The 14649-nt window shown below is 43.9% G+C and carries 14 protein-coding genes and 1 pseudogene; 12 read left to right on the top strand and 3 right to left on the bottom strand.

Features of this window, described 5'->3' with window-relative positions; all coding sequences use genetic code 11:
• The first annotated feature begins 50 nt into the window (after positions 1-50).
• The 4 genes from AC5ELV_RS06660 to AC5ELV_RS06645 all read left to right on the top strand — a co-directional run bounded on the left by AC5ELV_RS06660 (position 51) and on the right by AC5ELV_RS06645 (position 3573).
• Positions 51-995 (top strand): Gfo/Idh/MocA family protein, encoded by a 945-nt coding sequence (locus tag AC5ELV_RS06660; RefSeq protein ID WP_493429580.1) that lies wholly within the window; start codon positions 51-53, stop codon positions 993-995.
• A gap of 77 nt (positions 996-1072) precedes the next feature.
• On the top strand, positions 1073-1393 hold the full coding sequence (gene yxiS, locus AC5ELV_RS06655; protein ID WP_493429579.1) for a protein YxiS: 321 nt from the start codon (positions 1073-1075) through the stop codon (positions 1391-1393).
• Between the two features lie 95 nt (positions 1394-1488).
• A complete protein-coding gene (locus AC5ELV_RS06650) occupies positions 1489-1767 on the top strand; it encodes a DUF6171 family protein (protein WP_029517224.1) in 279 nt (92 codons plus the stop codon).
• Between the two features lie 321 nt (positions 1768-2088).
• Positions 2089-3573, top strand: a complete 1485-nt coding sequence (locus AC5ELV_RS06645; RefSeq protein WP_493429578.1) for an alpha-N-arabinofuranosidase — start codon at positions 2089-2091, stop codon at positions 3571-3573.
• Between the two features lie 85 nt (positions 3574-3658).
• On the opposite strand, the gene AC5ELV_RS06640 is transcribed toward AC5ELV_RS06645, so the two are convergent.
• A complete protein-coding gene (locus AC5ELV_RS06640) occupies positions 3659-4477 on the bottom strand; it encodes an AraC family transcriptional regulator (protein WP_493429577.1) in 819 nt (272 codons plus the stop codon).
• Positions 4478-4642: 165 nt separating this feature from the next.
• Here AC5ELV_RS06640 and AC5ELV_RS06635 point away from each other — a divergent pair.
• The 6 genes and pseudogenes from AC5ELV_RS06635 to AC5ELV_RS06610 form a co-directional block, all read left to right on the top strand.
• Positions 4643-4935 (top strand): annotated as a pseudogene (locus tag AC5ELV_RS06635) (Gfo/Idh/MocA family protein); the annotation flags it as partial.
• 190 nt (positions 4936-5125) lie between these two features.
• Positions 5126-5893 (top strand): sugar phosphate isomerase/epimerase family protein, encoded by a 768-nt coding sequence (locus AC5ELV_RS06630; RefSeq protein ID WP_493429576.1) that lies wholly within the window; start codon positions 5126-5128, stop codon positions 5891-5893.
• Positions 5886-6968 carry a Gfo/Idh/MocA family protein gene (locus AC5ELV_RS06625; protein ID WP_493429575.1) on the top strand — a complete coding sequence of 361 codons (1083 nt, stop codon included), beginning with the start codon at positions 5886-5888 and terminating at the stop codon, positions 6966-6968. Before AC5ELV_RS06630 ends, AC5ELV_RS06625 begins: the two co-directional genes overlap by 8 nt.
• A 39-nt stretch (positions 6969-7007) precedes the next feature.
• Positions 7008-7976, top strand: a complete 969-nt coding sequence (locus AC5ELV_RS06620; RefSeq protein WP_322153433.1) for a sugar phosphate isomerase/epimerase family protein — start codon at positions 7008-7010, stop codon at positions 7974-7976.
• A 20-nt stretch (positions 7977-7996) separates the two neighbouring features.
• A complete protein-coding gene (locus AC5ELV_RS06615; protein ID WP_493429574.1) occupies positions 7997-8728 on the top strand; it encodes a ThuA domain-containing protein in 732 nt (243 codons plus the stop codon).
• Between the two features lie 246 nt (positions 8729-8974).
• Positions 8975-9319 carry a winged helix-turn-helix transcriptional regulator gene (locus AC5ELV_RS06610; protein ID WP_340955834.1) on the top strand — a complete coding sequence of 115 codons (345 nt, stop codon included), beginning with the start codon at positions 8975-8977 and terminating at the stop codon, positions 9317-9319.
• A 123-nt stretch (positions 9320-9442) separates the two neighbouring features.
• Here AC5ELV_RS06610 and AC5ELV_RS06605 read toward each other — a convergent pair whose 3' ends face one another.
• Positions 9443-9742, bottom strand: coding sequence for a hypothetical protein (locus tag AC5ELV_RS06605; RefSeq protein WP_493429573.1), 300 nt, complete (start codon positions 9740-9742; stop codon positions 9443-9445).
• A gap of 318 nt (positions 9743-10060) precedes the next feature.
• On the opposite strand from AC5ELV_RS06605, the gene AC5ELV_RS06600 reads away from it, so the two are divergent.
• The gene (locus AC5ELV_RS06600; protein ID WP_493429572.1) at positions 10061-10828 is read left to right on the top strand and encodes a DODA-type extradiol aromatic ring-opening family dioxygenase; all 768 of its coding nucleotides are present in this window, start codon (positions 10061-10063) and stop codon (positions 10826-10828) included.
• Positions 10829-10967: 139 nt separating this feature from the next.
• On the opposite strand, the gene AC5ELV_RS06595 is transcribed toward AC5ELV_RS06600, so the two are convergent.
• On the bottom strand, positions 10968-11684 hold the full coding sequence (locus tag AC5ELV_RS06595; protein ID WP_013310849.1) for a Crp/Fnr family transcriptional regulator: 717 nt from the start codon (positions 11682-11684) through the stop codon (positions 10968-10970).
• Between the two features lie 258 nt (positions 11685-11942).
• On the opposite strand from AC5ELV_RS06595, the gene adhE reads away from it, so the two are divergent.
• Positions 11943-14555, top strand: coding sequence for a bifunctional acetaldehyde-CoA/alcohol dehydrogenase (gene adhE, locus AC5ELV_RS06590; RefSeq protein ID WP_013310847.1), 2613 nt, complete (start codon positions 11943-11945; stop codon positions 14553-14555).
• The last annotated feature ends 94 nt before the right edge of the window (positions 14556-14649 follow it).

Genomic DNA, 14649 nt, shown 5'->3' with positions numbered 1-14649 from the left:
TCCATGTAAACTAGACAACAGATGAATGAGTGATTAGAGGTGGGAACGATATGGACAAGCCAACGAAGACAAGAGTAGCCATTGCAGGACTGGGTGGTATTGCGCGTAAAGTGTACTTGCCGTTACTGGCAGCACACCAAGGTGTAGACATTGTAGGTGTCATGAACCGTTCACAGGAGCCGGTGAGTTCCATTATGGAGCAATACAGGTTGCCAAGAGGAACGACTGATGTGAAGGAGATGCTAGCATGGGAACCGGAAGCTGTATTTATACATGCCGCGACCGAAGCTCATTTTGATCTGGTTATGGCGTGTATCGAAAAAGGAATTGCCGTGTATGTGGATAAACCGTTGTCCTATGATCTTCGCCAGAATCTGGAAATGACCGCTTTTGCGGAAGCGCAGGCCGTGTTGCTGGCGGTAGGCTTTAATCGACGTTTTGCCCCGCATTACATAGCTGCTAAAACATGGTTAGAGGAAGCTGGTGGATTCAGTCAATGTGCGGCCATTAAACACCGTACTGGATATGATCGAAGACCGGCGGCACAGACGGTTTATGATGATTTAATTCACATGCTTGATTTACTTTTGTGGCTGGGTGGCGATGATTATGAGCTGCTGCATAGTAGTCTGAATACGACGAGTGAAGGATATATGGATGCTGCGTTCGGGATCGTACTTTTGGGAAATGCCACCGGAAGCTACAGTATGAGTAGACAGGCAGGGGCTGACATAGAGAAGCTGGAGCTTCACGGGGCAGGACGGTCTGTTGAAGTAACAAATATGGAACAGGCTGTTTTTATGCAAAAAAATCATTCACCACTAACGAAAGCTTTTGGAAGCTGGGATACGATTTTGGAAAGACGGGGATTCACCGGAGTCGTGAATCATTTTCTGGAGCATATTCATCGTCCGGAGGAGTGTGCTGTACGGGCTGGAAAGGTATTGGAAAGCCATATGCTGGCTGACGAACTGATCAGCCGTTTGAGTGATTAATTTAATATGGAACGTTCGAATGTGATCTTAACAGTCCAGACAGACATCAAGAATTAGGTTGAAGGAGAAATGAATGAATGGAAGAAGATAACCGTGGTAAACAGCTAGAAGAAGCCATCATCGAAAATTATAAACAAGAAGAAGATATGATGATCCTTGTATTTGCGCAATGGTGTATCAATCACGGGTTAGAACCAGAGGAATTATATCGTGTAGCATATCCGCATCAGGATAGCAACGAGCGTCTGCTACGAGTACGCAAGTTGACTGTATCGCGTGAAGAAGCGGGTGATATTCCGCTGGATACGGTGTTAGGGGTACTGTCTATGTTCGGAAATGAGGACTTGGCGATGGTCGTATCCGAGGCGGCTGCCAACCTTCCGGCGGAACGGAAATAAAGCTAGTCAGAATAAAAGATAAACTGCTATCATTTATGCATCATGGACTCACTGTATTTACTTAAGACATTGTTGATGGGGAGGGTAAGCTGACGATGGAAGATATACCTGTGCCAAGTACCTGTAAAGGCTGTGAAAGAGATATCTCGATATCGGAAGAGCAAATTACCAGAATTCTAACCAACATGAGACCCAAAATGGAATGTGTAAATGATGAAGTGTACGAAGCCAGACTGTTGGCCTGCTCACAATGTGAAGAGTTAATGTCCGGGCATACGTGTGGCATCAGCGGAAGTATTGTTCGTGTACGTGCTTTGGCGGCAGCTCAAAATTGTCCCAGTTACCATGGTTCACGCTGGATTGGAACAGCCTAAAAGATACAATGCTCAGGCTCGGCTGAACTTGGATTACGGGTTAAAGTAGTCATACCTTGGTCTGCCTTAATGGCAGGCTTTTTGGTTTGATTGGACTTTTTCTCAAGGATTGACAAAGAGTGGACAATAAAATATATTAAACACGTGAAATGTTTTTATTTAATTATTAATATTAATATTAATATTTACTAGATGTGAAAATGCGTAAAAAATTAAGATCGAAAGAAGCTTGGTGGTATAAGTGATATTTACATCGAAATGAAAGCGCAAACATTTATGAGGATGTTCCAACAATCTTAATATTTTTGGGGAGGGTTTGTTGTGAAGGGTACTATTATTGTAAATACCGATTGGAAACAAGGCATTATTAATAAAAATATTTATGGACAATTTGCTGAGCATCTTGGACGTTGCATTTATGAAGGTATATGGGTTGGAGAGGACTCACCGATTCCAAACACAAACGGAATTCGAAATGATGTGGTGGAAGCCCTGAAAAAGCTGAACATTCCTGTGTTGCGCTGGCCGGGAGGCTGTTTTGCCGATGAATATCATTGGAAAGATGGTATCGGACCAAAAGAAAACCGTAAGAGAATGGTAAATACGCATTGGGGCGGTGTGGTTGAAAATAATCATTTTGGCACACATGAGTTTTTTCAATTGTGCGAACTGTTAGATGCAGAGCCTTATATTTGTGGAAATGTCGGCAGTGGTACAGTTCAGGAAATGTCGGAATGGGTAGAGTACATGACCTTCGATGGAGAGTCCCCTATGGCTGCATGGCGTCAGGAAAACGGTCGTGAGAAACCGTGGAAGCTCAAATATTTTGGAGTGGGTAACGAAAACTGGGGTTGTGGCGGTAACATGCGCCCAGAATATTATGCCGACCTGTATCGCCGCTATCAGACATATGTCCGTAACTATGGCGAGAACCGCATTTATCGGATTGCAGGTGGAGCGAATGTGGATGATTATCGTTGGACCGAAGTGTTGATGCGTGAAGCTGGGCAACTTATGGACGGTTTGAGCCTGCATAACTATACGATCCCGGGAAACTGGGAAGGGAAACGGCAAGCACTCGGCTTTGATGAAGCGGAATGGTTTGAGACGATGAAAAAATCATTGCATATGGATGAATTGATTACTCGTCATTCAGCCATTATGGACCAATATGATCCTGACAAAAGGGTCGGACTGATCGTCGATGAATGGGGAACCTGGTTCCTGACTGAGCCGGGGACCAATCCGGGCTTCCTGTATCAGCAAAATACGATGCGCGATGCGCTGGTAGCTGGGCTGCACCTACACATTTTCCATAATCACCATGACCGAGTACAGATGACGAATATTGCTCAAATGGTCAATGTTTTACAAGCAATGGTTCTGACCGAAGGTCCTGCTATGCTGTTGACGCCGACATACCATATATTTGAAATGTTTAAGGTGCATCAGAATGCGCAAGCACTGTCTGTTCATGTAAAGGTAGGCAATTATGAATATGACGGGGATTCCATTCCACAAGTAAGCGTGTCCGCCTCCAAAGCGCAGGATGGCAATATTCATATCAGCTTTTGCAACGTCCATCCGGGCGAGTCGGCAAACTTGAATTTGGAGCTAAGAGGACTGGAAGAGGTTAAAAAGATCAGCGGTGTTGTCCTTGTCAGCGACGATATGCAGGCACATAATACGTTTGATCAGCCAGAGCGTGTGAAAAAGGAAGCTTTTACATCCTATCAGCTGCAAGGTCAGCATTTGGATGTTACACTGCCACCAATGTCGGTAGTGATGCTGACGATTGCTCCGTAAAAAAGCTAGGCCGTGGTATGTAAGCAGTACCAACTATATCATTAATTATGACAAAGAGAGCGTTCAGAGGAACGCTCTCTTTTACCTACAATTGCTCGCGGTGAATCACCCTGAATTCCTTGGGCGACATACCGAAGCGGGAACGAAATACACGGTGAAAATATGTGTAATTTGCAAATCCTGACGATTCAGCGGCTTGTTCCAATGACATGGGACTGAAAATGATTCGTTCTCTCGCCATGTTAAGTCTGATGTCCAGTGTATACTGCATAATGCTCGTATCGAATGTTTCCTTAAACAGATGTACTGCTCGGGATACGCTGATACCGATGTGTGAAGACACGTCATCCAGCTTGAAGTTAGAGGATGCATTTTCTTCAATATAATTTTTAATCTGATACGCAAGGTAGTTATGATGGGTAGCGATAGGATGATCGGATAGCATACGGTCAAACTCCAAACATAAAATGCGCATGTAATAACTTGATATTTCAGGGTAAGGATTAGAAATACGTCGCTGCTCCATCACAAGCTGACGAAATAGGCCAAGCAGGGCTTCTGTGAGCTGAACCTTAATTCTGTTGGGTCGTTTATGATGGTTCCACCACTCATCTACCCAGGAGCCACCGAAAAAAATGTGATAATCTCCACTTTCCACGACCTGCTCTCCCATAGGATTTAACTCACTATGAATATCCAGTTCATAAGGCTCGGTAGGGTTGAATAGCAGTAGGTCACCCGCCTCAATCCTTGTCATTTCCCCGTTAATACGGGCTTGGCAGCGTCCATCTGTTTGCAAACGGAATAAATAATTTTTAATCCCATCAGGCTGGTTCGAATAAAAGGGCTTTCGATGAAAGGAATAGCCTGCGGTAAGAACCTGACAAGGCTCGACGATAGACATGATGATGACTCCTTTGGACATATGGCTGTTTCAAATATTGACCAGATTGTTCATGTTTTAATCATATTATTCATTTTAAACGAAACCGAAATAGAATACTATGTGAACTGTAAAGCTTACATGTTAGATGAGAAAGTACATGTTGAGGCCAAGGAGTGTGACGAATTGGAACGAATGAAGGCCGGGATTATCGGCTGCGGTAACATTAGCTCGGTATATCTTGAAATCTCCAAAACAGCCCACTTACTAAAGTGGTGGCCGTCGCTGATTTACTAGATGAGAGGACCAAGGAGAGAGCCGATGAATTCAACATTGAAAACGTATACAAAATGAATGAATTGCTGCGCCAGCCTGAGATCGAGCTTGTCTTTAATCTGACTGTGCCTGGCAGCCATGCACGGCCAGATGTGGCGATACTTGAGGCAGTAAAGCATGTGTACAATGAATTGCCTTTGGCGCATTGAAATTTACGGACCATCGTGTCAATACTGAGCTGGCCTACCATGTGTTAGAAGCCATGCATGCTTTTCGGCGCTCATCTTGGAAGGTAAGCACATTACGATGAAAAGCACATTCAAGCCAGACGAGGATTTGTATTATGGAACAGATCTAATGGTAAATCCATCCTGATTGAAGAGGTGAAGGGTAATGGCTAAAGTAGGATTGCAATTGTACACAGTAAGGGAAGAGCTTGAACAGGATTTTGAAGGCACATTACGCAAGGTAGCTGAGCTTGGCTATAAAGGGGTAGAATTTCATACCTTTTTCGGACGCAATGCCAAGGATGTCAGAGCGCTTTTGGATGAGCTGAATCTGGAAGTTGTCGGAACTCATATACAATATTCTCGTTTGTTGGATCATTTGGATGAGGAGATTGCATACCACAAAGAATTGGGCAATAAATACTTAATCGTTCCTTATTTAACCGAAGAACAGCGACAGTGGGATGAAGTCTTTGCTAATTTGAATCGTATTGGTGAAAAAGTGAAAGAACAGGGCTTGATACTTGCTTATCATAATCATGATTTTGAATTGACGGAGAAAATCAATGATCGCCCGGTATTCGATGCTTTATATGATGCGATTTCCGATGATTTGTTACAGGTCGAAATGGATACTTGTTGGGTATACTATGGGGGCTATGATCCAGTGGAATACATCGGACGTTATAATGGACGCCTGCCTATCATTCACTTAAAGGATATGGCACGTGACGAGCAACAAAAAGCAGTGACTGTAGAGCTTGGCAAAGGGGAAGTGCAGCTTCAGGCCATTACAGACGCCGCTATTCAGGCAGGTGTGGATTGGGTCGTCGTGGAACAGGATTTCTGCTCAAGTCCTCCAATCGAAAGCATTGAAACCAGCATTAAATGGCTCCAACAATACGCAGCTCAGGGAGGAAATATTCATGTCTAAAACACTCAAAATCGGGATTATTGGTTGTGGAGGGATTGCCAACGGCAAACACTTGCCGAGTCTTGCCAAGCAGAAGCGTGCAGAAATCGTTGCATTCTGTGACATCATTCAGGAGCGCGCTGAAGAGGCAGCAGAAAAGTTTGGAGTTGAAGGCTCGCAGGTTTATAGCGATTACCGTGAGCTGTTAGAAAATAAAGACATTGAAGTCGTACATGTATGTACACCCAACGATTCGCACTCGGAAATTACGGTTGCCGCGCTTGAGGCAGGTAAGCATGTGCTATGTGAAAAACCGATGGCCAAAACTGCAGAGCAGGCACGAGAAATGCTCGATGCGGCTAACCGTACAGGTAAAAAGCTGTCCATTGCGTATCAAAACCGTTATCGTGATGACAGTCTGTATCTGAAGCAACTGGTCGAGCAAGGAGAGCTTGGAGACATTTATCTGGGCAAAGCCATTGCTCTCCGCCGTCGCGCGGTTCCGACTTGGGGAGTATTCTTAGATGAAGAGAAGCAGGGCGGTGGTCCCCTCATTGATATTGGCACGCATGCACTCGACCTGACACTCTGGCTGATGGATAACTACAAGCCTAAAAGTGTACTAGGTTCAACCTTCCATAAGCTAGGGGATCGTAAAGATGCGGCAAATGCCTTTGGACCTTGGAATCCTGAGGAATTTAAGGTAGAGGACTCAGCTTTTGGTTTTATTACGATGCAAAATGGAGCTACGATTGTACTGGAATCCAGCTGGGCATTGAATGTTGTAGAGTTTGGCGAAGCGAAGACGTTGTTATGCGGTACCGAAGGCGGAGCCGATATGCAGGATGGATTGCGCATTAACGGGGAAAAGAACAGCCGCTTGTTTGATACGAAAATTGATCTGGATGCAGGCGGTGTTGCTTTTTACTCTGGAGAAACGGAAAATGAGGCAGACCGCGAAGCCCGTCTATGGATCGAATCTATTCTGGACGACAAAGAACCTCTTGTGAAGCCGGAACAGGCACTGGTTGTTACTGAAATTTTGGAAGCTATCTATGAATCGGCTCGTACGGGGAAAGCAGTTTATTTTGATTAAAGCCGCTTTACTCACATATGATACAGGGAGGGATTTCTTTTGAAACTTGGAGTATTTATGGTGTTGTTTGGCGGACGTTCGCTGGAGGAGGCGCTGGATTATGTGGCTTCTCAAGGATTGGATGCTGTAGAAATCGGTACAGGCGGCAACCCTGGGGATAAGCATTGTAAGCCGGATGAGTTGCTTGAGAATGATACAGCGCTCAAAAATTTCAAAAAGGCAGTAGAGTCCCGCGGACTAACGATTAGTGCGCTTAGCTGTCACGGCAATCCTCTCCATCCGCAAAAGCATTTGGCCCAGGCTGATCATGATACGTTTCTTAAAACCGTTCGATTGGCAGAAAAGCTGGAAGTTCCAGTTGTGAACACTTTCTCTGGCTGTCCGGGTGATCATGAGGATGCGAAATATCCTAACTGGCCTGTGGCTCCGTGGCCTAATGATTTTCAGGAAGTGTTGAAGTGGCAATGGGAGAATAAAATTATTCCTTACTGGACTGAGACGGGGAAATTTGCAGCAGATCACCATGTTAAAATTGGACTGGAGCTACACGGGGGCTTCTCCGTTCATACACCAGCGACCTTGCTTCGTTTGCGTGAAGCTGCGGGAGAGGTCATTGGTGCTAATCTGGATCCGAGCCATATGTGGTGGCAGGGAATTGACCCAGTGCAGGCGGTTCAAATTTTGGGCCGAGAGGGAGCCATTCACCATTTTCATGCCAAGGATACGACGATTGATCCGGTCAATGTAAATAAATATGGACTTACCGATATGCAGGAATATACGAAAATGCTAGATCGCGCTTGGCAGTTCCGTACTGTGGGTTATGGACATGATGTAAAAACCTGGGCAGATATTATCAGTGCTCTGCGTCTGGTGGGATACGATTATGTAGTGAGTATTGAGCATGAAGATGGTCTGATGTCCGTGGAGGAAGGCTTTACTAAGGCCGTCCACAATCTTCGCCAGGTACTGATTGAAGAACCGCTGAGCGAGATGTGGTGGGTCTAACCTAATAGGGGGAAATGTTGATGATTAACGTCACCATTTGGAATGAATTTTTGAATGAAAAGTTGAATGATGAAGCCAAACAGATATATCCTGATGGGATACACAAAGCGTTGGCTGACGGCCTGGCAGGAGAAGGATTTGCCATTCGAACAGCTACTCTACGTGATGATGCCGAGCATGGTTTGGGAGAAGATATCCTGAATTCCACAGATGTGCTGCTGTGGTGGGGGCATAAAGCCCACGATCAGGTGAGCGATGAAGTTACGGCGCGTGTTGTCAAGCGAGTGCAGGAAGGAATGGGCTTAATCGTGCTGCACTCAGGCCATTTTTCCAAGCCATTCAAAGCCCTAATGGGCACTAGCTGTGATCTGAAATGGAGGGTGGCAGGTGAACAGGAGATTATTTGGTCGGTGAATCCGTCACATCCCATTGCAGAAGGCATAGATGCCAAAATTTTGTTGAAGCAGGAAGAAATGTATGGCGAGTTCTTTGATATTCCAGCGCCGGATGAATTGGTATTTGTTAGTAACTTTGAAGGCGGCGAAGTATTTAGAACCGGATGTACTTTCCGCCGAGGTAGCGGTAAGATATTCTATTTCCGCCCAGGTCATGAGACCTATCCAACTTATTACCAGCCTGATATTTTGAATGTTATCGCCAACAGCATTCGTTGGACTTCTCCGACAAGGATTAACAAACCAATATATGGTAGAAGTGAACCTGTAAGACCTCTCGGTGGAGTGTTGGTATAATGACAATCATCACATTTTGATGAGCTGTATAATGAATAGATTGATAGGCGGAACCTCTTGGGATTCCGCCTTTTTGTATTTAACGATTTAGACATATACCTGCTGTGTTGGTTTGTTGTATAATCGGTTTTGGTCATGGCAACTTTATCGGCGCAGGTTTTTAATTTAAGAAGAAAGTGTTTTCTTTCGGGATAAAGTATGCTAAAATGATATATACTAACAAAAGGAAAGCTTTATCAAACCGAAATGCAAAAGAAGGTGAAAAATTTGGAGAGTCAACCGCAATATACAAAAATGTGTCCGCGTTTTGAAACCGCCTTTTCATGTTTGGGCAAGCGTTGGAATGGATTAATTATTCAATCCATGATGAGCGGTCCTAAGCGGTTTAAGGATATTTCCAATCTGATTCCCACAATGAGTGACAAAATGTTATCAGAACGGATGAAAGATTTGGAAAATGAGGGAATTCTTACACGTCATGTATATCCGGAAACTCCTGTCCGCATTGAATACGAGCTAACAACCAAAGGCCGTGCACTTCAGCCGGTTATGGAACAGATTCAATTTTGGGCTGAGGAATGGATTAGATGAGCACCAAACTAAATAAGCGTTTTTCATAGCAAAACAGCCTTTTCCTAGGAAAAAGGCTGTTTTTTTATTTTGTATATGACTAGTTATCCATTTCACAAAAATGATGTGCATAGGCAGCACGGCTTAATAGCCTTTGGCGCGCCCTGCAACTGAGAACAATGCTGCTGTTGCACGGCGGGGTACACGGGTTTGAATATCCAGCGCGGCCGAACGGAATGTACCCAAGCAGGAATGGCAAAGTCTTCCTGCATAAATGGGGGAACGGCAGGACTCGCAAGGATAATCAAGCTGACTGTATGTGGAGGGAAACTTGCCTGCTCTTACCCAGTCTGTGAGCAATTCCATAGGTGTGCCAGTTACATCACTGAGCTGGCGGGTATGAGTAGAAGGATGCTTCCATAGATAGTTAGAACAGCGGTCCAAGAATATATTTTCTTCCTGAATACAAGTACTACACAGGTTTCTAAGGTTTTGACGAAAAACGGAACCGCATTTTGGGCAATTAGAAGTATGTATCTCCATAGAAACCAGTCCTTTGTATCGAAGTATAGTAAAATTTTAAAATTTATTAGTTACATATTACTATGACCTTATACCTATATCAATCTCTATTTATGAAATCTTTTATCTTTAAGTGTATGTTGAAATCTGTGTTGACATGACTCTATTACTTATGTATTATTGCTTACATAAAGTTACTTAATGAATAAAATAAACTAATAACGATAAGGGGATCTTTATATGATGCCATCTTTATTTTTGGCCCACGGCTCACCGATGCTTGCTATTGAACAGACGGACTACACTTCATTTTTAGAGCAATTGGGGAAAAGCATTCGCCCTAAAGCGGTTGTTATCTTTACAGCTCATTGGGAAGCGCAAACGTTGACAATCAGCTCGATGGATGACGTGTACGATACCATTTATGATTTTGGCGGTTTCCCACCGGAACTGTACGCGGTGAAATATCCAGCACATGGTTCTGTGGAACTGGTCAATAAGCTGAAAAAATTATATGAACAAAAGGGCATTGACGTACAAACTGATCGGGTGAGGGGGCTGGATCACGGATCATGGACATTGTTGCATCGTATGTATCCTGAGGCAGACATTCCGGTAGTTCAGATCTCTGTAAATCCATATCTCTCGCCCAAAGTACAATATGCCATTGGTGAAGTGCTGCGTGGACTTGGAGAACAGGATATTCTAGTCATTGGCAGTGGCGTGACTGTTCATAATCTGCGTATCGTCAAATGGGGGGAAACGAAAACAGAACCTTGGGCTATAGAATTTGATGATTGGATTATTAATAAAGTGCAAAGTAGAGATATAGAGGCTTTGGATCACTATGAAAACGAAGCACCGTATGCTCGCCAGGCCGTACCAAGAGCAGAACACTTTGTACCGTTGTTTATTGCAATGGGGAGTGGCAATCCTGCAAACAAAGCCAAGGTCATCCATAGAAGCTATGAGATGGGGAATTTAAGTTATCTATGCTTACAGTTTTAAAAAAAATGTGTTGCCAGAAGAAGGACTATTGTTTATACGACCGCTACTGTTTCTGTATAAGTAGAGGAGTGGAAATAAATTAGGGAGTGTTATAAGCTATAATGGCTTATAACACTCCCTTTTACATAGAAACGATTTATTATATCCGACAAATCTCACGAGGGCACAATTCACAATGACATACACCTTGCAGCATTTCCAAATCCTTGACAACAATCATACCATTATCGTATTCTACTGCATTTTTCTTACGTAGATCACTAAGCATCCGGTTTACGCTTTCCCGGGTCGCACCGATCATATTTGATAAGTCAGTATGAGTAATTTTTTTATGAATCAGGATATGTTCGCCGTGAGGCTCACCATAGGTATTGCATAGACGAATGAGTGTTGAACATAAAGCGCCTGGCTTGCCGTACATCATCAAGTCGCGGAACTTAGTCTGAGTAATGCGGTGATGCGAACCCATCCATTTCATAAAGTCAATCGCAAAATCACAATGCTGGCAAATAAGCAACTCCAGATCTGTATGATCGATTACGCCAATATCACTGTCTTCCAGAACCTCAGCAGAAAAGGAATGCTTAGTACCGAAAAATGGATCGGCTTGACCAACAAGATCGCCGCTTTGATACATATATAGAATAAGTTCCTTGCCCTCATCCGTTGTTTTGGTTACTTTCACGCGTCCGCGCTTAATATAAAACAGCTTATCCGCTGTATCTCCTTCCCAGAACAGATGCGAGCTTTCTGGCATAACTCGATCTTTCATCATCACTTGCAATCGGTTGAAGCTGGCCTCCGAGAAGCAACAGGTGTTGCCGCGGGCTTCCATTACATTTGTAGGGTTTCTCATCGTCCATTTCCCCTTTGTATCCTATGTTTTTTATCTGCAACTTGATCAATTCAAATTCATTATATACCTGTGCAATGAGTTTTTGGGGCAAGAAGAGGGGGTAAAAGTGGCAGAATTCCAAACTTTGTGATTTAATTCACTTCATAAAATAAAATTTTAAATAGATTGTGAAAAAAATCACAATATATCTTGAAAAGCTGTGTTACGATCAGTGCGTGAACAAGAGATAGTACACGAGATAACAGGAGGATGAGGGAAATGGCTGTTAAAAACGAGGTTATTCAAAAAGAGCAAAGCGCAGAGCAGTATATTCAAACGCTGATTGACCGGGGGAACCGGGCACAGCAAGCTTTCATGAGTATGAATCAGGAACAGATTGACGAAATCGTACAAGCTATGGCACTCGCAGGGATGGATAAACACATGTACCTGGCGAAGTTGGCTGTTGAAGAAACAGGACGCGGTGTGTACGAGGACAAAATCACCAAAAACATGTTTGCAACAGAATATATCTATCATAGCATCAAAAATGAAAAAACCGTCGGTGTCATTGAAGACAATGATTTTGACAGTTTTCAAAAGATAGCAGAGCCAGTCGGCATTATCATGGGGATCACTCCAGTGACAAACCCGACTTCGACTACGATGTTCAAAGCGTTGATTGCCATTAAAACACGTAACCCAATCATTTTCGGTTTCCATCCATCTGCTCAATCGTGTAGTGCGGAAGCAGCCCGCGTCTTGCTCGAAGCAGCTGTTAAACATGGTGCTCCGGCCGATTGTATTCAATGGATTGAAGCACCTTCGATGGATAAGACCAATGTACTGATGAACCACCCTGATGTGGCGCTAATTTTGGCAACTGGTGGATCAGGCATGGTTAAGGCAGCTTACAGCTGCGGTAAACCAGCACTTGGTGTAGGTCCTGGTAACGTGCCTTGCTTTATTGAAAAAACAGCGGATATCAAACAGGCCGTGAATGATCTTATCCTCTCGAAATCTTTTGATAACGGTATGATTTGTGCTTCGGAGCAAGCGGTTATTATCGAAGAGCCAATCTTCGAACAAGTGAAAAAATTGATGATCGCTAACGGTTGCTATTTTGTAAATAAAGAAGAAGCAGCTAAGCTCACTCAAGGAGCTATGAATGTCGAGAAATGTGCAGTGAACCCAGCTATTGTCGGGCAGTCTGCTGTAAAAATTGCTGAAATGAGTGGTATTACAGTACCAGCAGGAACTAAAATTTTGGTCGCTGAGATTGAAGGGGTAGGAACAAAATTCCCATTGTCTGCGGAAAAATTGAGTCCTGTATTGGCTTGCTATAAAGTAAAAAATGCGGAACAAGGTATTCAACGCGCTGCTGAAGTCGTGGAATTCGGGGGCATGGGTCACTCGTCCGCTATTCATTCGAACGATGAGGATGTTATCGCTCGGTTTGCAAACCGTTTGCAAACAGGACGTATCATTGTAAATGCACCTTCCACACATGGTGCGATTGGCGACATTTACAATACCAATCTTCCTTCGTTGACACTCGGTTGCGGTTCGTACGGTCGTAACTCAACTTCGTCGAACGTATCGGCAGTCAATCTGATTAATGTGAAAAGGGTGGCGAAACGGACGGTGAATATGCAATGGTTCAAAGTACCTTCCAAAATCTATTTTGAAAAAAATTCGACACAGTATCTTGCTAAAATGCCTGATATCACACGTGTAGCCATTATCACAGACCCTATGATGGTACAACTGGGATATGTAGATCGTGTTATTCATTATCTGCATCAACGCCAAACACCAGTAGCTATCGAAGTGTTCTCTGAAGTAGAGCCAGATCCATCGACAGTTACGGTAGAACGTGGTACTGAAATGATGAGACGTTTCCAACCGGATTGCATCATCGCACTGGGCGGCGGTTCGCCAATGGATGCCGCTAAAGGCATGTGGATGTTCTATGAATATCCAGATACTGATTTCAATAACTTAAAACAAAAATTCATGGATATCCGTAAACGGATTTACAAGTACCCACGTCTAGGCCAAAAAGCACAATTTGTAGCGATCCCTACAACCTCGGGTACAGGTTCGGAAGTTACATCGTTCGCAGTAATTACGGACAAAAACTTGGGCAACACGAAGTACCCGTTGGCTGACTATGAGTTGACTCCTGATGTGGCAATTATTGACCCAGTGTTTGTATACTCGCTGCCTAAAACAGCTGTAGCGGACACAGGTATGGACGTTCTGACACATGCTATCGAGGCTTACGTGTCCGTAATGGCTAATGACTACACGGATGGTCTGGCGATTAAAGCCATTCAATTGGTATTCCAATACCTGGAACAATCGGCTCTGACTGGTGATAAGCTGGCTCGTGAAAAAATGCATAATGCTTCTACACTTGCTGGTATGGCATTTGCTAATGCATTCTTGGGTATTAACCACAGTCTTGCACATAAATGGGGTGGACAATACCATACAGCGCATGGCCGTACGAATGCCATTTTATTGCCGCATGTCATTCGCTATAATGCGAAAAAACCGACAAAATTTGCTTCGTTCCCTAAATATTCGCACTTTGTTGCGGATGAGCGTTATGCAGAAATTGCACGCATACTAGGACTGCCTGCACGCACCACCGAAGAAGGGGTTAACAGCTTGATCGAAGCGATCCGTAAGATGAACAAAACACTTGGTATCGAGGAATCGTTCCAACAAATCGGTTTCGATGCGAAGGATTTCGAATCACGTGTAGACTATCTGGCTGACCGCGCATTTGAAGATCAATGTACAACTGCGAATCCTAAGTTGCCACTGGTTACTGAGTTGGCTGATGTCTATCGCAATGCCTTCTACGGACGTTTTGACCAATAATATAATAGGTAAGAAGAGGCTTGTGAAAAAGCATTTTCTCGTTCAATACCGATGCAGGCTCTCTATATAGAGAGCCTGTTGGTTTGGGAAGGGG

It is taken from the genome of Paenibacillus sp. NMA1017 (assembly GCF_058895805.1).
This window is presented reverse-complemented; position numbering and strand designations above follow the sequence as displayed.